Source organism: Paenibacillus plantarum, from assembly GCF_013141695.1.
Taxonomy (GTDB): domain Bacteria; phylum Bacillota; class Bacilli; order Paenibacillales; family NBRC-103111; genus Paenibacillus_E; species Paenibacillus_E plantarum.
The window spans coordinates 1-25,900 of the sequence record NZ_WHNY01000041.1 but is presented as its reverse complement, the minus strand read 5'-3'; the positions used below and the strand labels follow the sequence as shown (position 1 = coordinate 25,900).

Annotated in this window: 24 protein-coding genes and 1 riboswitch; of the genes, 2 read left to right on the top strand and 22 right to left on the bottom strand. The window is 43.7% G+C overall.

The window, feature by feature from the left end; genetic code table 11:
* Positions 1-23 precede the first annotated feature (23 nt).
* The 14 genes from GC096_RS14165 to GC096_RS14100 form a co-directional block, all read right to left on the bottom strand.
* Positions 24-152, bottom strand: coding sequence for a paeninodin family lasso peptide (locus tag GC096_RS14165; protein WP_157264903.1), 129 nt, complete (start codon positions 150-152; stop codon positions 24-26).
* A 14-nt stretch (positions 153-166) separates the two neighbouring features.
* Positions 167-2,110 carry an asparagine synthase-related protein gene (locus GC096_RS14160; protein WP_171631042.1) on the bottom strand — a complete coding sequence of 648 codons (1,944 nt, stop codon included), beginning with the start codon at positions 2,108-2,110 and terminating at the stop codon, positions 167-169.
* 206 nt (positions 2,111-2,316) lie between these two features.
* Positions 2,317-3,324: a nucleotidyltransferase family protein gene (locus GC096_RS14155; protein ID WP_171631040.1), complete on the bottom strand. Its 1,008-nt coding sequence runs from the start codon at positions 3,322-3,324 to the stop codon at positions 2,317-2,319.
* Entirely contained in the window at positions 3,293-5,083 is a 1,791-nt protein-coding gene (locus GC096_RS14150; protein WP_171631038.1) for an ABC transporter ATP-binding protein, read from the bottom strand. The genes GC096_RS14155 and GC096_RS14150 overlap by 32 nt, the downstream gene beginning before the upstream one ends.
* Positions 5,084-5,107: 24 nt before the next feature.
* Positions 5,108-5,563, bottom strand: coding sequence for a signal peptidase I (locus GC096_RS14145; protein WP_171631036.1), 456 nt, complete (start codon positions 5,561-5,563; stop codon positions 5,108-5,110).
* Positions 5,550-5,819, bottom strand: a complete 270-nt coding sequence (locus GC096_RS14140; protein WP_171631034.1) for a PqqD family protein — start codon at positions 5,817-5,819, stop codon at positions 5,550-5,552. The genes GC096_RS14145 and GC096_RS14140 overlap by 14 nt, the downstream gene beginning before the upstream one ends.
* Positions 5,819-6,604, bottom strand: a complete 786-nt coding sequence (locus GC096_RS14135; RefSeq protein ID WP_171631032.1) for a hypothetical protein — start codon at positions 6,602-6,604, stop codon at positions 5,819-5,821. The genes GC096_RS14140 and GC096_RS14135 overlap by 1 nt, the downstream gene beginning before the upstream one ends.
* Positions 6,605-6,688: 84 nt before the next feature.
* Positions 6,689-6,889 carry a hypothetical protein gene (locus GC096_RS14130; RefSeq protein WP_171631031.1) on the bottom strand — a complete coding sequence of 67 codons (201 nt, stop codon included), beginning with the start codon at positions 6,887-6,889 and terminating at the stop codon, positions 6,689-6,691.
* 13 nt (positions 6,890-6,902) lie between these two features.
* Positions 6,903-8,618: a hypothetical protein gene (locus GC096_RS14125; RefSeq protein WP_171631029.1), complete on the bottom strand. Its 1,716-nt coding sequence runs from the start codon at positions 8,616-8,618 to the stop codon at positions 6,903-6,905.
* Between the two features lie 21 nt (positions 8,619-8,639).
* Entirely contained in the window at positions 8,640-9,923 is a 1,284-nt protein-coding gene (locus GC096_RS14120; RefSeq protein WP_171631028.1) for an efflux RND transporter periplasmic adaptor subunit, read from the bottom strand.
* 46 nt (positions 9,924-9,969) lie between these two features.
* Positions 9,970-10,641: a CpsD/CapB family tyrosine-protein kinase gene (locus GC096_RS14115; RefSeq protein ID WP_171631026.1), complete on the bottom strand. Its 672-nt coding sequence runs from the start codon at positions 10,639-10,641 to the stop codon at positions 9,970-9,972.
* The gene (locus tag GC096_RS14110) at positions 10,622-11,383 is read right to left on the bottom strand and encodes a YveK family protein (protein WP_171631024.1); all 762 of its coding nucleotides are present in this window, start codon (positions 11,381-11,383) and stop codon (positions 10,622-10,624) included. Before GC096_RS14110 ends, GC096_RS14115 begins: the two co-directional genes overlap by 20 nt.
* Positions 11,384-11,596: 213 nt before the next feature.
* Complete coding sequence (locus GC096_RS14105; protein ID WP_171631022.1) at positions 11,597-11,899, bottom strand: helix-turn-helix domain-containing protein; 303 nt, start codon at positions 11,897-11,899, stop codon at positions 11,597-11,599.
* Positions 11,896-12,918, bottom strand: coding sequence for an HD-GYP domain-containing protein (locus tag GC096_RS14100; protein WP_171631021.1), 1,023 nt, complete (start codon positions 12,916-12,918; stop codon positions 11,896-11,898). The genes GC096_RS14105 and GC096_RS14100 overlap by 4 nt, the downstream gene beginning before the upstream one ends.
* 253 nt (positions 12,919-13,171) lie before the next feature.
* On the opposite strand from GC096_RS14100, the gene GC096_RS14095 reads away from it, so the two are divergent.
* A complete protein-coding gene (locus GC096_RS14095; protein ID WP_312886268.1) occupies positions 13,172-13,840 on the top strand; it encodes a hypothetical protein in 669 nt (222 codons plus the stop codon).
* Between the two features lie 821 nt (positions 13,841-14,661).
* Here GC096_RS14095 and GC096_RS14090 read toward each other — a convergent pair.
* The 8 genes from GC096_RS14090 to GC096_RS14055 form a co-directional block, all read right to left on the bottom strand.
* Positions 14,662-15,360, bottom strand: a complete 699-nt coding sequence (locus GC096_RS14090) for a response regulator (RefSeq protein WP_171631019.1) — start codon at positions 15,358-15,360, stop codon at positions 14,662-14,664.
* Between the two features lie 40 nt (positions 15,361-15,400).
* Entirely contained in the window at positions 15,401-16,915 is a 1,515-nt protein-coding gene (locus GC096_RS14085) for a DUF4118 domain-containing protein (protein ID WP_171631017.1), read from the bottom strand.
* 4 nt (positions 16,916-16,919) lie between these two features.
* Positions 16,920-19,223 carry a histidine kinase gene (locus tag GC096_RS14080; RefSeq protein WP_171631016.1) on the bottom strand — a complete coding sequence of 768 codons (2,304 nt, stop codon included), beginning with the start codon at positions 19,221-19,223 and terminating at the stop codon, positions 16,920-16,922.
* An 86-nt stretch (positions 19,224-19,309) separates the two neighbouring features.
* On the bottom strand, positions 19,310-19,873 hold the full coding sequence (kdpC, locus tag GC096_RS14075) for a potassium-transporting ATPase subunit KdpC (protein WP_171631014.1): 564 nt from the start codon (positions 19,871-19,873) through the stop codon (positions 19,310-19,312).
* Positions 19,874-19,901: 28 nt separating this feature from the next.
* Positions 19,902-21,938 carry a potassium-transporting ATPase subunit KdpB gene (gene kdpB / locus GC096_RS14070; RefSeq protein WP_171631013.1) on the bottom strand — a complete coding sequence of 679 codons (2,037 nt, stop codon included), beginning with the start codon at positions 21,936-21,938 and terminating at the stop codon, positions 19,902-19,904.
* A 37-nt stretch (positions 21,939-21,975) separates the two neighbouring features.
* Positions 21,976-23,646, bottom strand: coding sequence for a potassium-transporting ATPase subunit KdpA (gene kdpA, locus GC096_RS14065; protein WP_171631220.1), 1,671 nt, complete (start codon positions 23,644-23,646; stop codon positions 21,976-21,978).
* 47 nt (positions 23,647-23,693) lie between these two features.
* Positions 23,694-23,771 carry a potassium-transporting ATPase subunit F gene (locus GC096_RS39550; RefSeq protein ID WP_171631218.1) on the bottom strand — a complete coding sequence of 26 codons (78 nt, stop codon included), beginning with the start codon at positions 23,769-23,771 and terminating at the stop codon, positions 23,694-23,696.
* A 317-nt stretch (positions 23,772-24,088) separates the two neighbouring features.
* Positions 24,089-24,550, bottom strand: a complete 462-nt coding sequence (locus tag GC096_RS14055; RefSeq protein ID WP_171631011.1) for a hypothetical protein — start codon at positions 24,548-24,550, stop codon at positions 24,089-24,091.
* 118 nt (positions 24,551-24,668) lie between these two features.
* Positions 24,669-24,838: riboswitch (cyclic di-AMP (ydaO/yuaA leader) on the bottom strand.
* Positions 24,839-25,187: 349 nt separating this feature from the next.
* Between GC096_RS14055 and GC096_RS14050 the strand changes: the two genes are divergently transcribed.
* Entirely contained in the window at positions 25,188-25,712 is a 525-nt protein-coding gene (locus GC096_RS14050) for a hypothetical protein (protein ID WP_171631010.1), read from the top strand.
* The last annotated feature ends 188 nt before the right edge of the window (positions 25,713-25,900 follow it).

Below are 25,900 nucleotides of genomic sequence, written 5' to 3'. Positions count from 1 at the left end.
TATAAGTATTAGATAACCTGAACCTAGCTAGGCCCCATAAGGTGTTCTGTTTGATTTGTGTCTAAGAAATCCCGTTTTTGATCCGGAAATCCTGTCATTGTCATTTTCACATCAAGTACTTCTAATTCTGGTTTTTCCCATGTTTTGTTCATATACTCACCTCCCTTCAAGCATTTTTTTGTAAGAATCGGTACATAATTAAACTTCGCATTAGAATGCTATAATCTGCGTCGAATGGATTACTCGGCCGCGAGGTACCCTGGAATTTGGCTATCGCTTCCTTGACAATCGGAATGTTAATGTACGACGAGATCTGAGGATCTTCAACAAGCTGCTGCAATTCCTGAATGAATGAATCCCAGGCTGGTACCATGCGCTGAATACCATCGGCCCCTTGAATACCTCGAATTCGTTGGTTTAATCTCACTTGATCAGGTAGTAATCCTTTCATTGATCTCCTGATCAAAGCACGATCCATACCATCCTTCACTGTTTGGTTCTCTGGAACAGAGAGACAGAACTTAATCACTCGCAAATCATTCGTTGGATCTCGGTTCCAAACGGAATAGCGTAGCGATGATTTCGTACCACAAGTACCATTTAGATTCCATACAAACGTTTGTTCAAAATGTTTTTTTCTAGTCTCGAAGATATTGGATGGACTAGTAAACCCATTTGAGTATATATCGTATGCTTGTAGCTTCCTGTAAACATCTGTTCGTTCCGCAAGATCAGGATGGATCAGCGTAGGGAAGTGATACGCATCTTGCTGACCATTCCTACGACTCATGAAGGGATATGCCTTTTGAGCGACAGCCTTCATGAACCTGGTTTTTTTCACGCCATTATTGGCGCTATACATTTCCATTTCTCTAAAGAGGCGAATCCATTTCATTTCTTTCAATAGAGAAGCATAATGGGACAAGGCAGGTCCCCATGAGATTGTATTGTTTCCTCTGGCCCCACTTAGGAGTACCCCTACACCTTGCTTTTGCGCTTTTTCATATATGCCATTGATCCAGTAGGAATTTTCGAAAATTTTATAGGGCATTTCCAACATCTCGAGCCAATCATCTACCTCGGTTAATGCACTTTTCCCTTTAAAATCTAAATAGTTATCGGTAATGTTCCCAACATGATTAACCGTCGAATGGATATACGGTCTTTCGTCCGCTACTTCACTTTTAGGTGTCCAATCGATGTAATCTTCAACTGGAATATAACTATACGTATGTAATTTACTATTTTTCCTATTTAATTCTTTGGCCGCTAAGCTGACGATTGTGCCCGAGTCAAGTCCACCGCTTAAGAAGGCTCCAACTTGACGATGCGTTCGTAGCCTAGATTGGATAGATTGTTGAAACACATCCAGGAACGCCTCTTCATACTCTTTATCTGACTTCAGTTTCAATCGTTCTTCCTGCTGCGTGATTTTGCAATATCTCGATACAGTCACTCTCTCACTAGTGATCGATATGGAATGAGATGGAGGCAACTGTTGAATGTCTCTAAACACAGTTGACGTGTCGTCAACGCATTCGATCACACCTGGATTTGCCAAGTATTCTGCGATCCAATGTTCATTTATACTTCTATCCACTTGGGATAAACTTAGCAAAGGCTGAATAACCGTACAGAATGCGAAACGTTCCTTGTTACAATGATAGTAGAGCGTGCGACTACCCGAGAAATCTCTTGCACCAAACAACAGCTGATTTCTCTCATCCCATATCATAAAAGCGAAGTCACCAATCAAATACTTAGGCGCATCCTCGCCCCATTTGCTATAAGTTAGTAAAATCAACTCGCTATCAGTCATCGATTTCTGCCTACTTGCTTCTACATGTAATAGCTGGAACAATTCATCACGATTATCAATAATCGCATCAGCGGCTACCACTAATCGTCTTGCTGAATCATAATATGGATTGCGTTCTCCCACTGATTCTGGTGTAATCCATTGCGAATGGCAGCCAAGGAAAACGTTCTGTTCATACCATGTCCGAACATCATCAGATGGATACTTCTGTAATCCTTGCATTAATCTTTGGCCATGCTCAGTACTTATATGCTCTTGACTGAAGTGATAGATCCCCGTTATTGCACTCATACTTTCCCTCCACATAGCCAAATCTCAAAGTTCATATTCTTGGTAAATATTCTTATTAGAGAACATTTACTGGTGAGTTTTTTAAGAATGGAGCTCGCTTGAGCAATCTCTTGTCGTTCTCTGTGCGTTCTCTATCTGCTCTCATATCGTTCTTTATCAAGAACAATCTCAGAATATCATCTTCTATCTTCACTGTCAACTGCTTATTAAAACTTTTTTATTCTGCTAGAAAACCTTGAATTTCCCAAGTTATAGAAGGCATGGATCAGCGCAGCGCAGGTATGCGAAGCCGAATCAAAGTTAAAGAATTTGTTATGAATCTTATTCGCTAAAGCCACCCAATAACGGCTGCCAGACGTACTACTTGCCTTCTTATAAGAGACAGGCAGCTCTTTAATATCCCCTAGATGAGGGAAATGGCCGTACACGTTCACTAAGGTTCGGTGTATTCTTCTTAATGTTTGATGAGAAGCAGCATCTTTAAAGAGCACTTCAAAGTTAATGTCATCAGGATGCCGATGGAGCATTTGCATAATGTCCATATAATATTTAGGCGAGTCCATGTAATGACTCCAACCGTGCAAGCAAATCATATAGAACGTATGATAGACGGATAGTTCCTTCACATTTTGATACGATGCGAATGGCGTCGCATGCTCCCAGAATTCACTCATATTGATATTGGATGTTTGTTCCACAAGTACATTCCAATGCAGCTCAACGGTCAATGGAATCGGACTAGACGGCAATCGTTTGGAGAAACTCCAATGGAAATGAGCTGGAGACCTCAGCTCCTCAATGTCGAACCCGAGAGATTTTAGACATCGAATCGCGATATCCAAATCGGACTTCTGGATTAATACATCAATATCCGAAGTCGCTCTAGCGCCAAAATGACCGAAATACTTTTCAGCAAATCGAACACCTTTTAACGGAATAATGGAAATATGCGATGTCTCAAACTGTCGAAGGATTTGGTCAAGTTGATTTTTGATAAAAAAATTAAGACAACGCGTCTCATCAGAAAACTGCTTTAAACGTTCCTGAAAAAAAGTAGGAACCTGGGCCCATTTTCCCTGCTGATGGATTAAAGCATGCATTTGTGAGCCAATGGAATATCGTTTGATTTCCTCGAGTGCCTTCTCATACAACATCGACTCCTGCGGAAGAGAAGCTTGGGGATCATACAACGCTTTGATGAAAGGCATCAGCATAGTCCCACTCCCCCCTCTTTGATTCCATACCATGTAAACGACGATATATCCCTTCCTTTTGCATCATCTCCTCATGTCGTCCCATTTGCACAATTTCCCCTTTGTCCATCACGATAATGTAATCTGCTTTGTGAATGGAAGCTAGGCGATGTGTAATAATGAGCGTGGTCCGATTATGCATGAGGCGATCCAATGCCGCTTTCACATGGTATTCCGTCTCACTATCTAGGGCTGACGTGCCCTCATCTAATAAAAGTATAGGTGCATCTTTCAAAATCGCTCTTGCGATCGCCAACCGTTGTCGTTGTCCACCCGAAAACTTCATCCCGTTTTCGCCAATTTCTGTATCATAGCCCTGAGGAAGCGATGAAATATAGGCATGAATTCCCGCCATTTTAGTCGCTTCGATCATTTGCCTATCGGTAATATCAGGCCGCGCAACTAGCAAATTATCTCTTATTGTACCGCTGAACAGCATCGTTTCCTGAGAAACATGAGCGAACAGACTTCTTCGCTCAGAAAGCGACAGGCATGAAATTTGGCGTCCATTAATTGAAATCTCACCCGCCTGCGGTTTATAGAAACCCTGGAGCAAATTGAACAAAGTGGTCTTCCCAGCTCCGCTTAATCCTACGATGGCAACGATTTTCCCAGCTGGAATGTGTAAATTCAGATGTTCAAATAAAGTGGCTTGCCCCTCATACTGGAACGTAATATCGTGGAAGGCAATGGAGGACACAAAGGGTTCTACTTTCATCGCTGCTGGGAAATCATCTGATTCCGCTTGGATCTCCAATACTTTAAATATTCGCTCCATTGCAGTCATCGATTTCTGCAAGCCAGCCCATTGTCCGGCGAACTCGGTTAATGGATACACCAAATGATTGACGAGGTTGATAAAAGTTAGTAAAGCTCCTACAGATAACAGACCCATGGAGATATAATAGGAACCCAAACATAAGCTGACTAGAAATGTTAGTGAAGCGGCAGCTTGACTCCCTACATAAAACCATCCACGCAGCCTGGCATTGTTCAGTTCCAACGCATAGAGCTTCTTATTTTTAATCGCATATTTCGTAAATACGGCTTTCTCCATAAGAAAGGAGCGAATAACGAAAAAGCCTTGAAATGTTTCATTTAACAGCACATTAAATTGAACAACCAAATTCTGAATTCGCCGATTATTATTTCGCAGTAATATGCCAAAGATAACCCCAGAAACCATGGCCACTGGTGCTACACATGCACATATAAGCGCTAGTTTCCAATTGATGTGCAGTAAATAAATGAGAACAGCACCATAAGTAAAAGGTAACTTAATCAAATTTATTAGGCTGCTGCCAATAATGCCATCTAAGTTATGAATATCATTCGTGAAATGAGCTAATAAATCGCCAGAATGAATACGATCTACTTGTTTGCCTGGTAATTGTAAAATGTGTTTGAATAGGTGCTCGGAGAAGTCCCTTTTAACAGCATTGGTGGCAATCGTCTCCCAAAGGGTATTCAGATAAGTGGAGGTAATACTAAGTAGAACAAGTGCGATACCAAGAGGTACTAACCATTTCATCCGTGAGATGTTACTATGAATTGCTGCATCTGTAATCGAACCAAAAAACCATGAGAATCCAATAGTTAGCATAATTTCAACGAAGAGTAAGAGGAGGAGACCTATGTAAGGTCTGCGATGTTTCTTGATGTAGGGCTTCAAAACGTTATACGTTCTGCGAGTTTCTTTCATTTTCAATAAACTGTTCATGTCATCGACACTCCATTACTCATTCTACGATTTCGCCAGTTTGCTTCGAACCAAATAGAATTGAACTAATCGCGATAACTGAGGGAGTGTAAGTATAGCCCAGCCCCATGTACTTGAAGCTAGATTCGTAATTTGAATACGCCGGCCATTGCGGTTTTTCCAAATCATTCTTCCGATGATCTGATCCTGTCCAATCCATTCGTCATACGTTACATTCGTATCACCTTTGCACAGATATTGTGGTTGTTGATTGTTCATCACGATACGGGACAACCGATGGGCGATCAAATGACCGTCTCGGGCGCGAAATAAGAGAATATCCCCTTTTTTCATATGTGATGCTTCTACGCGCACAAATCTACAAATATCCCCCTTCTTAATAAAAGGATACATGCTCATACCCTGCGCAGGCAGATCAATCCAACCTCGTTTCTCCATGGTTTGTGCAATGACCTGATCGATGTCCTTATGATCCAGCAAGCTGAACAAGACCCCGATTCATCATATCATGCAAAAACACTTCGACATCTGTTTCAACATCGCTATGAACCGACTGAAATTCATTACGTACCGCATCAGCAATTGTGTCTATAGACTGTGCCGTGCCGAGAAGAGACCAGCAAAATCCACCCACACCATTCAGCTTCGTTAACGTATACTCATCCGTATTGAGAATAATCCATTCCATATCCAGCTCAATAGACTCATAATTATTCATTCGTACATATTGCGTCATTACGAGATCAACTCCCAAAAAGTATCATTTTTCTGAAAATGCAATTCACTAATCGTGACTGCTTTGGCCAATACCAGTAACATATGTAAAATATTAACCGTTTCTTCTAGGCTATGTGCCCAGTAAAACACTTTATCAACGAGTTGTAGAAAACCATCTGACTTGCTAAGTGCTACCTTGTGATTAGAGGTCGCTTGATTCAATAAATAGATACCTGCTAGTGAACTCTTTTCCATACAACCTGATCTAGATAATTCGCTTCGAAAAGGTGAATCAAACACCGTTATGGTCCCTGGTGTAATTTTGACAATCGTAGCTTCATCGGAGAGGAGCTCACGAGGATCAGACAATTTCGCTGCGGTTGATTTGCCAGCGCCAGAGTGACCAGCGAACAAATAAGCCTTATCATTCTCGATCACGCAAGACGAATGAATGAGTAGTCCCCACTGCGTATGCACGAGAAATGAGCTGTAAAGATTCATGAACGCATGCTTTAATGCTAATTCATTGTGCACAGAGATCGATGCTTCACGATAATCACTATCAACCACGATGAGGTAATCAGACCTTCGATAGACAATTTGATTGTTCTCTTCCTGTTTGATGGATACCTCATAATTTACAAACGGAACACCATATCCTTCATGAAGCCTAACCCTTAGATGAGGGGAAGACGGTGACGCGGGTATAATTGCGAAATTTCTCCGGATCCAATCTATGATCTTCTTCGACTGACTCTGCACTTGAATACAATGCTCACCAATTATCGTATATATGTGTTCCATGCTTCTACCCCTCGAAACTTCATTAATAGAGGAGGCCAACTTGCTCCATATAGCATCTCATTGACCTCCACAGAATAGCTTTTTCTAGTGCTTTCCATTACCCTTTCCATTATGCGGCCCTGTGTAGGGAGGATTCGGATAGTTAATACCACCATTACCGTTTCCGGGATGCTTTATATTACCATGACCCTTATTCCAACTCTGGGCTGTTTCAAACCTGACTGGTTGCTGGCTTAACACCATGGGTGGAGAATACACTTTTTGTTTCATATCCTCATTTTCCATCTTTTCTTCTCTCCTATTCTTTCAACGTTTGAACTAGTTTTCTTACTTCTCCGAATGGGGTATCTATCACTTCATAGAAACGAAGGGTTAACGTAGCTTCTAAAGTATCAGCATCGAAGGTCAGGATTTCTGTACCGGTCACCAGCTTTTTCTCGCCCACGAACGAATATACTTTCGATGTCATAATTCGGTTTGAGGCATCCGCTACCTCTAATCTCAGCTTGGAAAAGCTCTGATCCACGACAATCTCATCCTGCAGTTTAATATCAAAGGCCACACCTAACTTATAGGAATAATTAGGTCCGTTTCCTAGATTGAAGCTTCTTTGCAATGACGTGTCATTTATTTTAACCTGAAATGGATAGAAAGCTAGGGTGCTGTCTGTTGTATCCATAACTTTCGTCTTGAACGCAGCGATGGTGAAGTTATAGGGCTCAACCTTTTTGCCATCAAGAATCTCCATCGTTAGACGCTCACCCGTCTCTGAGTTTGGCACAATGTACGTATAGTAGATAACGTAGCTAATATTGGGGATCAGCAAATCTACCTTCGTATCCTGCCTAGTACCTGAGAACTTTTTACCGTTAGCAATTGTCAGCACCGTTTGGAAGGAAGGAACTGGGACGGAATCGCCACTTTTATTCAGTAATTTAAACTTGGCAACCACGGCTTTGAAACCGCCGCCTGCGCTCTCGCTCATATTCAGGTCAACCATGGATACCTCAATATCCGATCGAATCAATTGACTGATGGGATCGAACTGAATCGGCTTATTCAACTCATAGGACCCTAATGGATTTAGTAATGTAGTTGAATTGGTTGCACCTACTAGATTGATCATCAATCTACCAATCGTGTAAGAGATATGCGTTTTATCATCTGCTACAAAATCCTCCGGCGTTAGCACCGTTAGGTTTTTCAACTCCGCTCGGCTCTTGACCGGTATGGCGTAGTGCACATAATTCTTCTCACCAGGATCAAGTATAAGTTCATCGTGCTCTAGTCTTTCACCAATAAATACTTTATTCCCTGACTTCCCATTTATTCGAAAATCAGGTACGGTGATGGGCTTGTCTCCAATGTTGGTTGCAAGGAATCCGACGACTGTTTTGATCCCATTGGCCGTATTCTGTTCATTCAAACTCACAGGTTGATATTGGATTTTGTCCGTAAGCATAGGGATGGTGAATGTATCCTGCCACTGCTTGATTTGAGCTGGGTCTGAAAGGTTCGCTTTATCCCCTTTCCACTCCAGATCCGCGATAGGCAGTGAGATAATTCGCTTTTCCACCTTCGGATAGACGAATTCATCCACATCCGACCATGATAGCTCATCTAAGGCAAATACGTCATATCGATCTACGACATTGAAATAGCTGAGCTCGATGGTTTCCTTCGGTTGAATATTCCTCGCATTTGCTTGACTAGGACGCATAATGTATTCCAAACCCTCGTTCGTTTTGACACGAACTTCATACTCAGGGACACCGACTAAGCGCTCACCAGCGTTATAGTAACGAACAACAGCGCCGATTCTGGTTCCCTCTGAAGTAGGTTCATTTAATACGCTTTTAACATCAACTTGTAGAGATTCCGTCAGTTGGTAACGACTAAGCGTGTAGGATTGTGAATACTTCTCATCAGCAGCAACATGGAAGGATGCCGATGGAATGACCAGAGAAACGGCTAGGATGAACATTATCGTTGTTTTTTTCCAATGTATTTTCAAATAAAGTCACTCCATTTTTATTTATTGCTCTTCAACTGCCGCTACTTGAACTTTCGCTTTATCCGTTAAAGCGCTAGGATTAGATTTCACAACCATCTCGCCTTCCTTAAGACCAGAAAGCACCTCTTGCTTAGGTTCGTTTAATCTGCCAAGTTGAATATTTCGTTTCTCGACGGTATCTCCCGAAACAACATATACATAAGCATTATCGCCTTCTCTAACAATGCTATAGGTCGGTACCGTCAACACAATAAGATCCTTTTCCTCCGACAGTTGCAGCTTCAACTTCGTACCTGGCTTTAAGCTAAGATCCTTGTTAGGTACTTCAAGATTAATTTCATAGGCTTTCGTTTCAGGATCGATGACTTTCGAGAGATAGCTAATAGCCCCTTGATACTTGGTTTTGTTGTTAGGAAGTAAGTACGACATCTCTGTCTTCCCACTGGCTAGCTTCATCTCTTCATCTGATAGCTGAGACTTAATTTTGATAGGATCCAACCTTTGAATCATCGCAATCTGTGCTCCTGCCTGAATGCCCATTCCGGCTTCAAATGGCATCTCCGTCATAAGACCGCTGACAGTAGCCTTTACTTCAAGATTCTGGATCGATTGCTCAACCTGCTGCAAGGTAAGCTTAGCAGCTTTTAGTTGCGAATCCATTTCCGATGTCATATCAATGGGGTCAAATGTTTGTAATTTAACCTTCATTTGATCTAGATCCATCCGAGCATTCATCATCTGCGTTTCCATTTGGTATAGCTGAGCCTTGGTTGCGAGTCCAATATCAAAGTCATTCTTCATTTTATTGTAGCTGCGGACGAGCGAGGTCATCCCCAGTTCCATTTTTTGAATGCTATTACTTAATTCAGATTTCTGATTCTCCGTTTCCTTCTGTCCTCTTACTCTCGCTTTTCCAATCGCGTCCTGCAGCGATTGAACGGTTGCAGCAGCTGCTTCCCGCCCTGCAAGAATTTCACTGGATTTCAACTTCAGAATGACATCGCCCTCTTGAACCATATCGCCGCGCTTCTTCATAACTTGCTCAATTTCACCGGTAGCTTTAGACATTATTTTAAATTGAGCAGAAAATTGTACTTCTGCGACGCGCTCTGGCGAGTCTCCAATTTTTTGTTTAATCACTTTGAACACTCTAACCGGTTGTTGCGATTGATCCGTGTAGACTGAATTTGCGTCTGTATTCACAATCGCGGTATCCGAACATCCCGCCAAAATTCCAATACTGAGCGTTAAAATAGAAGCAATTCTTACAGTTCGCGACTGTGGCTTTCTTCTTTTTTGTCTCATTCGCTATAAACTCTCTCCCCTTACTTTATTTTTTCAAAAGAATTGATTAGAGATAAGCATCTGCCTGATGGTCTTTCACTTCATTAAGTACAACGCCAATCAACTTCATATTCGTTAACATGAGCTCTTCTTTCACTTTCTTCGCAATGTCACGTTTGAGTTTGCCATGTTCAACAATAAGCAGGACACCATCACTCTTGGATCCCATAATTTTCGCATCCGTAATTGTCAGTAACGAGGAGGAGTCAATAATGACAATATCGTAGTTCTCTTTCAGCGATGCGAGTAGGGTATCCATTAACTTAGAGGCTAACAATCCCGAAGGATTCTGCGTCCTCGATCCCGACGGGATTAATTCGAGATTCTCTACGATCGTTTCTCGTACGATTTCATTAATGGAAATTTGCCCTTCCAGATAGTTCGTTAACCCATGACTAGGTTCAACACCAAATACCGAGTGAATCGATGGATTTCGTAGATCCGCATCAAGCAGCATGACCTTACTTCCAATCTGAGCATAGGCGACAGCTAATTGAACCGCAGTTGTTGTCTTGCCTTCACCCCGACTTGCCGAAGTGATCGTAATGGTCTTGGCCTCTCGACCGAATACGGAGCATTCAATGTTAAATCTCAATGAACGATATGCTTCTGAGGTCGTGGAGTTATGTATAATTTGCTTCAAGGCGACTGTTGTCGAATTAGTAGATAGTTTTCGCATATGGAATATCCTCTGCTTTTTTACTTAATTTATTTTTCCGTTTCACTTTCAACTTTCCGTACTTAGCTTTCGGTATGTGGGCCAAGGTTGAAAGTTCGAATACTTCTCGGATATCCGCGTCTGTTTTCAACGTATCATCTAACGCATCCAATAGCAGAATGATACCAATTGTAGCAGCCAAGGAAGCAAAAAAGCTTAAGATCATGTATTGATTCGATTTTTGATTCACTGGGGTAGGATTGTCCTGAACTTTGGCTCGATTCAGAATCGTAATATTATCAACCTTCATGATATGAGGGATTTCTGTTTGGAACACATCGGAGACAGCGTTAGCGATACCAACAGCTCTTTCATGTGAGAAATGTCTGACGACAATCGACATAACTTGCGTATCATTTAAATTGGTCACGTTGACGATGGAAATTAATTGATCTGTCGATACTCGTAAATCAGGGTAACGTTGGACGACTTTGTCCATAATAGCTGGTGTTTTAATGATTTCTTTGTAGGTATTGATCAGTGCCATATTCACACCGATCGCACCATAATCGATCTGCTCCGTTCCCAGTTGATCTTGCTCAAATGTTTTATTCACGATTAATTTCGTTGATGCCTGATAGATCGGAACATAATTCGAAGTTGTATACATACTTGTGAGGAAGGTACAAATAAAAACGACAATAACGATAAGCCACCATCGCTTCTTTATAACCATCAGATATTCCTTGAAATTAATTTCCATAATTCCCCTCCAATAGAAGTCTATTTCGGTTTGCTATGATACTATTTGTATCTTAATTGTTACTCTTACTTTAAGATACTTTTCGTATCATGTCAACACAATATTATCAATTTATAGTTCCAAATCGTATCAAATTTAAGCAAGCTGTAGAATGCAAAAAGCAGCACTTTCCCCCTAGAGGATAGGCTGCTTTTACTAGGTAAAACTCCCTGATTATCTCATTCCCATCGATGCTACGCGGACGGATTCACCCGCGCCTAATCTTGAAACTAGCAGAGCTTGCTGCAACAATAATGCTAGCAGCTTCCGCATGGAGCCAATACCGATTTTACCCATAATATTGGCAAGGTGAATTTTCACTGTTTTCTCACTAATACAGCAATTTTCGGCAATTTCTTTGTTGGTATACCCATATGTAGCAAGTAAAGAAAGGATTTCGGTTTCACGTTGAGTTAGACCATAGTTGGAATAAAATTGAAGTAAAACGTCTGACTTTTCTGAGATCATTGGCTTCATATGACAACTTCCTTTATATGAATGTGTCTTTCTCGACTGAGATCAAGAAAGGTATTTTCGATTTTCACGAGCGGTTTCGTATCATCCGTTGGATTAATATAGACGACTTCGCCCCAACGGCCATCTGTGAGAAGCACTTGCCTGCCGACAAGATTGCAGATGATATTTTGCAAAAATACGGAAACAATATGCGGATCTAATTCGCCAAAGAAACCTTTCCTTAAGCGACTGACAACCTCATGAAAGGGCATCATTTCATGATAGGGCCTCTTCGATGACATCGCATGGAACACATCTGCAACAGCTACAATACGGCTCATTTTATCCAATTGACTATCTTGCAGCTGCAGGGGATATCCCGTCCCATCTGCTCGCTCATGATGCTGCAGGGCAACCAGAGCTACACGATAGTTAATGCCTACCGTTTCACGCAGCATATTATAGCCTAGAATGGTGTGCTTTTTAATTTCTTCATATTCTTCTGTCGTTAATTTGCCTGGCTTCATTAGAATTTCTTGTGAAATTTTGATTTTACCCACATCATGCATGGTCGCTGCTAAAGATAAAAGCGCCACTTCTGTATCTGCGAGCTCCATCCATTTGCCAATGAGTGTCGAAAGAATGCCCACACCAATATTGTGTTGATGGGTGTATTCATCCTTCGCTTTGACAGCTTGAAATAATTGAAAGAGATCCGGATTATCTGCCGCTTGCTGGACGATAGGAATTAATTCTGACTTAATCTCAAGCAGTGGTATTTTCTTTTGCGTCTGAATACGTTCGAATAAGTCTTTGGCATATTCCGTCGCTTTTTGAACAAGACGGTTTGCGTCATGAGCAGGTGTAGCTTGCGTCTGGCCATCAGGCATAGTCGTGGTTACGATATCCATCGTATCAATGCGATGCTGCTTAAATAAGTCCAAATGCTCTTGATTGAGAACGGTATGGATAGGAACTAAGACTAGCCCATAGCTTGTTGTCACATCATATCTTAATCTTTCACCCAATAGGTCTCTCAAGAAATCCCGCTCCATTAATTTCAAAATCATACCAATTTCTATTATATACGACATGTGCCTTCGCATATATGGGAGAAATAACCTATATTTCGACAAAATTATCTAGGTTAATTTTCCCAGTTACTTCTATTATACCATTCCATATAGGACTAGCGATCCTTTACTTTTGTTATTTGCTATCCGTGACATCCGTCTATCCCCCTGCATATAGTAAGTATCGACAATCCGCTTTTACCTAAGGAGGACTTCACGAATGGCTTCGAACAAAAAACAAGAACTGCGTGACGTAGAGCTTGATACGGAGATTTCACAAAGCGCAGCACCGGAATCAAACTATCCAACTGCTTATTATCCACAAGATACGCCATACCCTTACGGCTATCCCGTACCTCAATACTACGGCTGGGTACCTGCCTATGATCCGCGCGGACTAGGTGGCTTCGGTGGACCGGGCTTCCCAGGGACTGGCGGCATGATGCCAGGCTTCCCAGGTGGGCAAGGCGGCTTCGGTGGACCAGGTGGATTCCCAGGTGGACCAGGGTTCCCGGGTGGACCTGGCGGTTTCCCCGGTGGACCAGGAGGATTCCCTGGCGGACCTGGCGGTTTCCCAGGTGGACCCGGACCAGGATTTCCACCTCCAGGACCTGGAACAGGTCAAGGTGGATATCAACCACCAACCTCTGCGCCCCCATCCCAGATTCCCACTAAGCCGCTTAAAGCACCTGGTGTTTACGCCGTAGATCCAGGCGGTATCTCCCGCTGCTTGTTCAGATTCACATATATCTGGCAAAGCAACGGACAACAATACTGGTATTTCCCAGTGTTCGTTGGAAGGACATCCATTTCTGGCTTCCGCTGGACCGGATTCTCTTGGATGTTCTTTGGGATTGATTTGCGCTTTATTGACTCCTTTACTTGTTAATTCTTCAAGACAAATTAAACCAGTTAACATCGAGTTTAGCGATGTTAACTGGTTTTTTTGCTACTTCTACTTCTACTCCATATGCCGCTCCGACCATCCAGCCTGTCTCCAACGCCCACTAAACAAATTAAATGGATTTTATGAAGCTAATTTTACTGATTCTCACCTATTGGGAGCATTAGATGGATTTCCTACAGTTAATTTTCACAATAATCCACCATTCAGCCGATCTCGCTCATATTAGCTGTACTTTTTACATCTATTCGCTAAATCTCAGGAGATACGGCGATTTTAGCTGTGTTTTTTACATTTATTTGAAAACTAGCTACTCAAATGAACACGCAGCACACTACTCCTACTTCTACTCCATATGCCGCTCCGACCATCCAGCCTGTCTCCAACGCCCACTAAACAAATTAAATGGATTTTATGAAGCTAATTTTACTGATTCTCACCTTTTGGGAGCATTAGATGGATTTCCTACAGTTAATTTTCACAATAATCCACCATTCAGCCGATCTCGCTCATATTAGCTGTACTTTTTCCATCTATTCGATAAATCTCAGGAGATACGGCGATTTTAGCTGTATTTTTTACATTTATTTGAAAACTAGCTACTCAAATGAACACGCAGCACACTACTTCCTCTCGACCAACCCCACTCTACTCACAACCAGCATTATTGCGACCTATTAATCTGTGGGAAACTTCGCTTAACCCACAGCCTCAAAGAGCTAAAAAAGCTTCCTCCCCCGCGCCATCGTGGGAGTAGAAGCTTTGTCCTTGCCTGTTAGAAGCTCTTATCGTTGAGCTCCACTTCGTTAATTCTCTTGCCAAGCAAACCGATACCCAATCCCTGGCTCCGTCAATATATATTGAGGTCTCGCAGGATCTGTTTCGATCTTCTTTCTCAAATGTCCTACATATACGCGTAGGTATTGGCTGTCAGATTCATATTGCTGACCACCCCACACTTGCTTAAGCAGCTGCTTATGTGTCATGACACGTCCAGCGTTTACGCCAAGCACCTTGAGCAAATCATACTCGGTTGGCGTTAGCTTCAGCTTCTCACCATGCAGCTCTACGCTGCGCTTGGCCAAATCAATAACAAGCTGGCCGAGCTTCAGCACAGGCTCATCCGGCGCTTTGGCGATATGCCTAAGAGCCACGCGCATGCGGGCCATGAATTCGCCCATGCCGAATGGCTTCGTCACATAATCGTCTGCGCCGCGATCCAAGGCAGCAACCTTGTCTGGCTCTTGATCCTGCGCCGTTAAAATAATGATGGGCACATTCGACCACTCACGAATGCCGTCCAGCACCTCCATGCCAGTCAGATCCGGCAGGCCCAAATCTAGTACGATGAGATCCGGACGGAACATCGCCGCCTGCAGCAAACCATCCTGACCTGTTGCAGCTTCTGCCGTTTCGAAACCGTGCGCGGTCAAGGTGACCCGCAATAACTTTCGTATTTGTGCCTCATCATCAATGACTAAAATTTTCGCCCCTGTGGCTGTCATATTTCATTCCGTCCCTCTTAGCGAATTGTGATACAAGCGATTACGGAGATAAAGGTAATTGTAGTTGGATAACAGTGCCTTGACTGCCGTCGCCCCTCGCACCAGCGCTTATCAAACCACCATGCGCTTCCACGATGCTCTTACAGATCGCAAGTCCAAGCCCTGTACCAGGAATATGCTTAGTACGACTTCCCCGATAAAATTTCTCGAATATCCGTTCCCTATCAGATGGGAGAATGCCCGCTCCTTCATCTGTAATGGTCAGGCGCAACCAATCGCCATCCTTCTCAGCTTCAAGACGGATTTCGCTGCCTTCAGGCGAATACTTAATGGCATTGCTGATCACATTAATCAGCACTTGTTCCATAAGAACTTCATCTAGCGGAACGGATGGCAGATCCGGATCCAGCACGATCTGAACGAATCTATACTGCAGGGCATCCTTCAACTGTGTTAAGGCAACACCGACAACATCCTCGATCCCGCACCACATTTTATTTAAGCGTAACATTCCGCTTTCAATCCGAACCATACCGAGCAAATTCCCCACAAGTCGATTCATGCGAGTAGCTCCCTCGCGCGTCGTTAACAATAATTCTCGCCGATCTTCTGGGCCAAAGACGTCCTCCCCCTCGAGTAATCCCGTAACAGAGCCAATAATTGTAGCCAGCGGCGTGCGCAATTCATGGGAGAGCGAATCCAGCAAGGCCGTACGTAGCTTCTCCGACTCGGCAGTCAATTGTGCCACTTTGGCCTCATCCGCAAGCTTAACCCGGGAAATTGCAACGGCCACAAGATCCGAGAGCGCTTCAATGATCCGAATAAGCTCTGGCATATCGGACATTAATCGTTCGCTAACTTGGACAGCAAGCACACCATGTACCTGCTGGTCTGTCGCTAAGGGGACATGCAGATCCGATGATTCACTCAATGTGCGAGTCCCTCGACCCGCAATCGTATTGTTGCTGCTCACCCATTTGGCGATAGATAGGTGGGCTTCCTCGCCCGCCCATTCTCCACTATCCTTCGAAAAAGCTTCTACCTGCTGTTCACCTTCTGGGTTTGGCAAAATGATCGCAGCCTTCGCATTAAGCGTATCGGAAACATGTTGAACAATCTGCTCCAGCAAAATGTCTAAATCCGAAATGGCTGTAATCTTGCGACTTAACGCATACAAGGCAGCGGTATTCGCCTCTTTCTGCTGCGCTTGTTGGAATTGCTTTCTAAGCTTTGAAGCAAGGCTTGACGTTAGGCCAGCCACACACAAGAACACAACAAAGGTTAGGACATAACGTAAATCAGCAACGGTTAGACTGAGAGTGGGTGGAACAAATAAGAAATCAAAAGCTAACACCCCTAGTCCCGCAGCAAAGAAAGAGGGCCCCCTTCCCCATCGAACAGCACTAAACAAAACCGGAAATAAATAGAGAAGCGCGATATTGACAAGATCAAAGAATAGTTCAAATCCTTGTAAAAATATCGTCAACAAGACGATAAAAAGTGCAGTCACACCATACGATTGCCAGTTTGCATGTTCATTTTTTTGAGTTTCCATAGGCTTATTTTACCCTATTTCGGGAAGTTTGCCACGAGTCATAACCCGCAACAATAAGCACATCCATTGTGCTTGCATGCGGTATAAGCTTTTTGACGATAGCGTCTTTCCAAACGATGATTTGCGTAGCTCCGGCATTCTTTGCTTTTGCTGCAAAATCACGTGGAATTTGGTTGCGATTCACTACCTCTTGGTACGAAAATTCGCCTCCCAAGCGAATGGTTAGCTTCTCTAGCGTCTCTAGCTTTGTCTTCCACTCATCATGCGTATGCCGAGCCACAATAAAGCTTACATGCCATACTGCTTTAAGCCGATGCGCAATGCGAAACCCTCTCCGAATTAAGCGATCGGCCTGCGAAATTTCCGTCACACAGACGTAAATGACTTCTTTCCGCCGCCACGGACCACGCAGAGAGCTCTTACGCTCCATGGATTCCAATCGTTCATCAACATCATCCGCGATTTCACGCAGCGCTAATTCACGTAAGGCGATCAGATTCCCTGTTTTAAAAAAGTTGTTCAGCGCCTGATCCACCTTGACCATCGCATAAATCTTGCCGTCTCTCATTCGAAGCTGCAGCGCTTCTGGAGCAACATCAATTAACTGTACTTCATCTGCAGCACGTAAAATACTATCTGGAACCGTTTCCCGCACGCGAATACCCGTTATATGCTCAACTGCATCATTCAGGCTTTCCAAATGCTGAACGTTGACAGTCGAGATAACCGAAATGCCTGCTTCTAGAATCTCCAGCACATCTTCATAGCGTTTCTTATTCTTACTTCCTGGTACATTGGAATGCGCAAGTTCATCAACCAGAACCACCTCAGGTCGCAGACGAATGATCGCTTCTGTATCCATCTCCATCAAGTTAATACCTTGATATTGGTTTACAGCTCGCGGCACAATGTCAAGATCACCCACTTGCTGGGTCGTCTCTATTCTTCCATGGGTTTCAAGCAAACCTATCTTCACATCGATCCCCTTTTTGAGCAGATCATTACCTTCCCGCAGCATCGTGTACGTTTTACCGACACCAGGCGCAGCGCCAATATAAACCTTGAATCTGCCGCGTTTTATTTTTTCAATTTTCGCTTCCACTTCCTGCTTGCTCAGACGTCTAAATTTGTAAGGCTCCTTGGGCGTGTGAATATGAGCAGGCAGAATGCGCTCTCCCTCCTGAGAAGCTCGATCGGCCACCAGAAATACATCGATATGTTTTGTTCTTCTTAACACCCCATTGATAACCGAGCCTTGCAGAAAAGTTTGCCATTTCGTTTGTTTGGAATGCCCTAATATAATACGTGTAACATGATTGGCATTCGCATAGTCAACTAAAATCTGAGGGATGCAGCGGCGAAAAGAAATCGGGAGCTCTTCAAATTTCCCGTCTACTTTCTCTACAAGCTTCATAATTGACCTTCGAAATGCAGCCGCTTCTTTGGTAAGCGTTTTGCCCTTTTTACGCAGCGTGACGACATGCAGATCACCATTCAATCGCTTCGCGATTTGTTGACCTCGGCGTACATAAATGGATCCATTCCAGTGATATTGGGTTGTAACCAGAATACGTTCCGTCGCTCCTGACGGCCCCTGGAACCCCATTTGTTCACGATGTGCCTCCAAAGAATCGTTCACATCTTCGGCAACAAGTCGCAGGGCCAATTCTCGGAGCACACCTAAATTACCGCGTTTAAATAAGGCCGCATCTCTGTTCCCCTTTAAATGCCCCTCTCCTAGCCGAGTTAAAATCGTTTCCGGCGTTGCATCAATGAGTCTCACCTCATCAGCTAGCTCTAATGTATCAGAGGGGACGCAGTGGCCAACTTCTATGCCAGTCAGTTTATGAGCAACCTCCATCGCCCCTTCCAACTCATAGACATTCACCGTGCTGATCACGCTAATATCATGCGAGAGTAAATATTTAATATCTTCGAGCCTAGTTGGAAATTGCGCGCCATCCCGGTTGTGATGAGCAAGACCATCAACGAGAACAACTTCAGGATTTCTTTCGAGTAAGGCATCCAAATTCAGATCCTTTTGTTCCACGCCGTCTTTCATCCAATGAATGCTGGGTACCCGCTCCAAATCCCCTAATTGTTCCACAGTTTCCGGTCGTTGGAGAGTCGAAACCGCACATATCACCACATCGATCCCTTGCCCTTTGAGATTATGTCCCTCTCGTAGCATATGATAGGTTTTACCAGATCCGCTGACCGCCCCGATATAAATTTTCAAGCTGCCGCGGTGCAGTTTGGAGATGGATAATAGGATCTCTTCTGGTGTTTTTCTTTTGAAACCATCCATACTTGCAACCTCTTCCCCTGTCTCTAAAAAGTGCAGAAACCACTCTCAAAAAAACGAGAGTGGTTGCCTGCTCGATAAAGAATTTCTCACAATTTCACTTGTTTGAGCAGTTCCATATTCAATTCAGTTACATTGACTCTAGGTTCACCGAAAATGCCTAGCTGTCTCTTTTTTGACATGTGGTCAATTAAATCATTGAGCACGTTTGCGGTGATCCCCGTTTCCTTACTAATTCTTGGGACCTGGGCTTTCGCTCCTTCTGGAGACAAATCTGGATCGAATCCAGATCCGGAAACAGTGACGATATCCGCTGGGATATCCGTTAGTTTCGGATTTTCTAACTTCCAGGCCGCAATTTTTTCTGCCATCGCCGCTGCATAATCGCTGGAAGCTACCACTGTATTAGAGCCAGATGATGCTGTAGGATCATACTTGGCTGCAGAAGCTCTTGGATGAAATAGCTTCGGGGACTCGAACGATTGCGCTAGTAATTCAGATCCAATCACGACACCTTCTGATTCTATGAGACTCCCGTTTGCTTGTTTGGAAAATAAAACTTGAGCCACTCCTGTCGTAGCAAGTGGATAAATGAGTCCACAGACGATCATGAACAATAACGACACACGAACAGCTATCATAACCGATTTCATAACGTGATCTCCTCGTTTCTCTTTCTCTCTATACAATATTTAAGCCGTGAAGCACCATATCAATGATTTTAATACCGATAAATGGCACAACCACACCACCGATACCATAGATCAAAATATTGCGAGACAACAATCGATCTGCTGACATTGCGCGGTATTTCACACCCTTCATCGCAATGGGAATCAGCAGCGGAATGATGATGGCATTGAAAATTAAAGCGGATAAAATAGCCGATTCTGGCGACGCCAGATTCATAATATTCAAGGACTGCAGCTGCGGCATAGCTAGAATGAACATCGCAGGAATGATCGCGAAGTATTTAGCAATGTCGTTGGCGATTGAGAACGTCGTCAAAGCTCCACGAGTGATCAACAGCTGTTTACCAATGGAGATGACAGATAGCAGCTTGGTCGGATCAGAATCCAGATCGATCATGTTAGCCGCCTCTTTGGCCGCCATCGTCCCTGAATTCATCGCGAGTCCTACATCCGCTTGCGCAAGCGCAGGCGCGTCATTTGTGCCGTCGCCTGTCATCGCAACAAGCTTACCTTCTTGCTGCTCTTTCTTGATCGCCGCAATTTTATCTTCTGGCTTCGCTTCAGCAATAAACTCATCCACACCGGCCTCGAGTGCAATCGTTGCAGCCGTAAGTGGGTTATCCCCTGTACACATGACGGTTTTGATACCCATGGCGCGAAGCTCCGCAAATCGTTCCTTCAAGCCCGGTTTTACCGTATCTTTGAGGTAAATAACACCATAGATCCGCTCGTTAATCGTGACAGCCAACGGTGTACCTCCGGCTTTCGCGATTCTGTTCGTAATCATTTCTAGGTCATCTGGAATTTTCCCGCCAAGCGTAGTTACATATTTTTTGATCGCATCTACCGCACCTTTACGGAATTTGATACCGTCTGCTAAATCCAGCCCGGACATCCGCGTTTCTGCGGTGAACTCCACCACTTCAGCATCCGAGTAGTGATCAGCTTGCCAAGACTCGCCAAGTTTATTCGCAAGTTCCACAATGGAGCGTCCTTCTGGTGTTTCATCCTTCACAGACGCTTGCAGAGCTGCAAAGGTAATGTCTTTCGCGGATTTACCACCCACGGGCACAAACTCGGAAGCCATCCGATTACCGAAGGTAATCGTCCCCGTTTTATCCAGAATCATGGTATCGATATCGCCAGCTGCTTCAACCGCCTTACCAGACATCGCCAGCACGTTAAACTGCGTCACTCTGTCCATGCCGGCGATACCGATCGCTGACAAGAGTCCCCCAATTGTCGTCGGAATGAGACATACCAGCAGTGCAATCAACGTGGAAATTTCTAATTTCACGTTTAAATACGATGCCATCGGAACCATGGTCATAATGACGATTAAAAAGATCAGCGTCAATACAGCAAGCAGCGTCGTTAACGCAATTTCGTTCGGCGTTTTCTGCCGTTTGGCACCTTCGACGAGTGCGATCATGCGATCCAAGAATGATTCGCCGGGATCCGTCAATACTTTGACAACGATATAGTCCGAAGCTACCCGTGTACCGCCTGTCACAGATGAGAAATCGCCGCCTGCTTCCTTAATGACCGGAGCGGATTCACCTGTAATCGCAGACTCATCAATAGAGGCTAAGCCTTCAATGATTTCGCCATCTGAAGGGATCAGCTCGCCAATTTCAATGCGGACCACATCTCCCTTACGGAGTAAAGTCGACGATACTTGCTTATAAGAGCCATCCTTTTGAACCAAGCGAGCCATCGTATCGGATTTCGTCTTCCGCAAGGAATCAGCCTGAGCCTTACCTCGACCTTCCGCCAACGCCTCAGCGAAGTTAGCGAATAGCAAGGTGAACAGCAAGATCAGGAATACCGCGATATTATAACCACGCCCTACTTCTGAGCTGCCGAATAACTCTGGTGCTAAGGAAAGCAGTAGTGTAATCAGCGTACCGATTTCAACAACGAACATAACCGGATTCTTGATCATAATCCAAGGATTTAATTTTTTGAACGAATCAACAATTGCTTGATTCATAATGTCTTTCGTTAATGTTTTTTTACGTTCCACAGTCCAATCAATCCTCCATCTCTATTACGTCTACCTTTTAACGCGCCGCCAAATGTTCAGCAATCGGCCCCAATGCCAGCGCCGGGAAGAACGTTAGAGCACCAATAACTAAAATAATCATAATCATAATTCCCATAAATAAAGGCGTATTCGTTCGCAGTGTCCCCGTCGTAACAGGAACGACTCGCTTCGTCGCAAGTGAACCCGCAATGGCTAGCATCGCGACGATCGAAATGTAACGGCCGAACAGCATCACCAACCCAATGCCCAAGTTGTAGAAGTTCGTGTTCGCGGTCAGGCCACCAAAGGCCGATCCATTATTGGCTGCACCCGATGTGAAGGCATACAGTACTTCTGAGAGACCATGCGTGCCCTGGTTGGCTATGGAAGTAATCGATTCAGGTCGAATAAGCGCCCAGGCTGTCGGTGCAAGAATGATGAGCGGATGGGTAAGAATCGCGATGGCCGCAAGCTTAATCTCTTTGCCTTCAATCTTTTTCCCTAAAAACTCTGGCGTACGCCCTACCATTAACCCGCAGATAAACACGGATAAAATCAAGTAAAGCAAGCCATTTAACAAGCCTACACCTTTACCACCGAACACATTGTTCAACATCATTTCTGCAAAAGGTACAATGCTTCCAAGCGGTGTAAGTGACTCATGCATATTGTTTACACTGCCTGTTGTTGCAGCTGTGGTAACGGCTGTAAATAAAGCAGATTGGGAAGGTCCGAATCGGACTTCTTTGCCTTCCATATTGCTATGGACACCCATCGCATCAATTGCCGTAATTCCTTTATATTCGGCGTAAAAAACCGTGGATAACATCACGATGAAGATGATCCCCATAGCAGCAAAGATCGTCCAACCTTGCTTTTTGTTCTTGATCATGAGTCCGAATGCGTACACCAGCGATGTAGGCAGGAGCATCATACAAATAATGTGAATTAAATTCGCAACAGGCGTTGGATTTTCAAATGGATGCGCGGCATTCGTACCGAACCACCCACCACCGTTGGTGCCTATGTGTTTAATAGATTCAAAAGAAGCAACTAAACCACGAGTAATGGTTTGCCCAGCACCTTCAATGGTTGTAGCTTGTACGGCACCTAGTAGGGTTTGTGGAACACCTTGAAAAACTAGGATCAAAGCAACAATGAAGCTAAGTGGCAGGAATACGCGTGTAATCGCCCTCGTTATATCCACATAGAAATTCCCGAGATTATCTTGACGGCCAACTAAACCTCGTGTGAAGGCAACGGCAATAGCAAATCCAGTTGCTGCCGAAGTAAACATCGGGAACGTAAGTCCCACCATTTGTGACAAATAGGACATGGCATTTTCACCACTGTAAGCTTGCCAGTTCGTATTCGTAATGAAAGAAACAGCTGTATTGAAAGCGAGTGCCGGAGGCATATTACCTATGCCATCAGGATTAAGTGGTAAGTATTTTTGAAGCCGAAACACAGCATACATAAGAAGCATCATGACAAAGTTAACTAACAGGACAGCTCCTACATACTTTTTCCACCCCATGGCTTCGTCTTCTTTAACGCCCATGATGCGATAAGATACACGCTCGAACGGACCAAAAACACGATCAAGGCCACTCTTTTCGTAGCCAAATACTTTAACCAAGTAGCTGCCCACGGGCTTTACCAAAAGCATGATAATCCCTAGTGTAACGACGACTTGTAACAATCCCATACCCATAGTAGGCTCTCCCCCTGCTTACGTAAGCTCATAATCTACAATTAAAATTTCTCTGGTTTAACTAAAACAAAACCAAGATATACCATGATGGCACATCCAATTAATCCAATAACAATCATATGATTGCCTCCTAACGTTTTGCTTGAAAAACGACTTTTGAAAGCATACGCTTACGCCTTCTCACAATATTTCGCAAATCCCCAAAATCCTAGAAAGGTTACTGCAAATAATAAAATAATAGTTACATCGTTAAACATGATGATCACTGCCCCCTTTCCTGAAACATTGTAACGCCGATCTGTATAAAAAGGGGGTAAAGAATCTGTGTGGTCCGTATAAAAAAAGTATAAAAATTGGATATACGGAAGCCAAAAAAAAAGCACCTCCCCACTCAAAAGACAGTGGTTGAAGGTGCTTTTTTACAATATTCGGGACACTAGAAAGAGATATACGCCCCAGAATGCTCAAATAAATAAGTGCGATTAGATAAGAAAATTAGTTCTTGCTCACTTGCAGTTGATAAGTTCTCTAACTTTTCAGATAAATTCGTTAGTGCAGATGCAATTAAATGAGATCGTATTTCTCCCCATGCCTCTTGTTTCTGATGAACGTACTGCAAACCATCCTTAAGGGTTAGACCTTTGAGCTTCTGGAAAACTGACGCCCATTGAACAAAATCCCCTTTCAGGTTGCCGCATGGAATCACGAATTGCCCTAAACCACATGTTCCGAGATTCGTAGAAATCGTCAGTAAACCGCAATGACAGTCCGTACCATGCCCAGGCAGCAGCTTATCTGATAGCTCGCAATCGAATTGAAAACATTCAATGCGGGTAATCTTGCATTCCTTCGTACATACATCAGACTCTCTTACTAGAGTCAGGGGTTCGGGATACATAATAGATTCACTCTCCTCAATTTGTGAACAACAAAAAGAAGCCAAAGAGCAGAGAATCTCTACTCTCGAGCTTCGGAACAGCGTGAATACACGAACTGTGGAAGGCACGAAAAGAAGGCGGTTCTCTCCCAATGCGCTTACGAGGTTAGCTGTCGGATTCGGACTTGGAAGTGCCCTACCTTTGCAAGCTATGCTTGCTTTAGATTCACCCCGAGAAACCGATTCTACATCCCTTCGGTTCCGGTTGGTTCCCCCGTTTCCCTTACGGGAACTCAGCGTTTTGCTTAACATGATCTGTTGTTGAACCGAATGTTACGCCGATTGATCATGAATGTAAAATGTTCTGGAGATTCTTATTTCGCAATCTGTGGCATCTATCGTTTATGAAAGCGCGCCCAATGATAAATTGCATGCATTTTCAATAGAAATACTTCGACTTACTCCCGTTTTTGCTACTTTTCAGGCATACCCCAATGCCCCAACGACATTGAGAAAACGAAAGGAATTTCATTTTTATTGTATTTTTATACGTTTGTTATTCATTCTTTATCCCCTTTTTATATGGCTCAAACATACAATTATGTCATATATTCATTCACTACTGACTTCTGAGATTACGTCAAAAAGGAGAACTGCCATGACTTCCTCCCCCCGATATTATTTAGGGATACTACCACATTTGTTGAATCCGATTGATTTAGATTACGAATGGTTCGGTGTCTTATGGCTAGAAGAAGATAATCGTTTCCCTATTATTGTTGGGTACTGGTTTACTAAAGAAGAGTCCGAGATCACTCACAACGTTATCCAAACCGGAGTATCAAAATGGACCCCAGTATCCGATCATCAGATCGTTATAAGAATGTATGAGTCGATAAGAAACCAGCAAAAAAAGCAGGATTGGGAGACTCGGACTCGATTATCGATCCGCACGATTTTCAGTTCACCGTGGAATGAAGTTTCCTCAGGATTGTATATTATCAAGTCACGGGACACATACCCTCTGCATGCATCAGCCATTCTTAAGAAGAAATTCTTTATTTGGTTGGAACATGCTGCCGTATGTGAAACAGAGGGGGACCTTCATGCGTTCATGAACCGGGTGAGTGAAGAGCATCAGATGGAAACATTGATGAAAAAGGGCAGCCCTACTGTGAAGTAAGGACTGCCTTTTTCGTTTATCTAGTCATTTTTGGCAAGTGGTGTGAATTGTGAGGTGAGGCTGTGTTAGTCCGATTTCTCCGAATTAAACCGAGGATTCCTGCTGAAAAATGGTAAATAGTCCGATTCTGCCGAACTAATTTCCCTTTTCCCCTGTGTGAGGGGGGGTTGGGGCAATTTAGTTCGGCG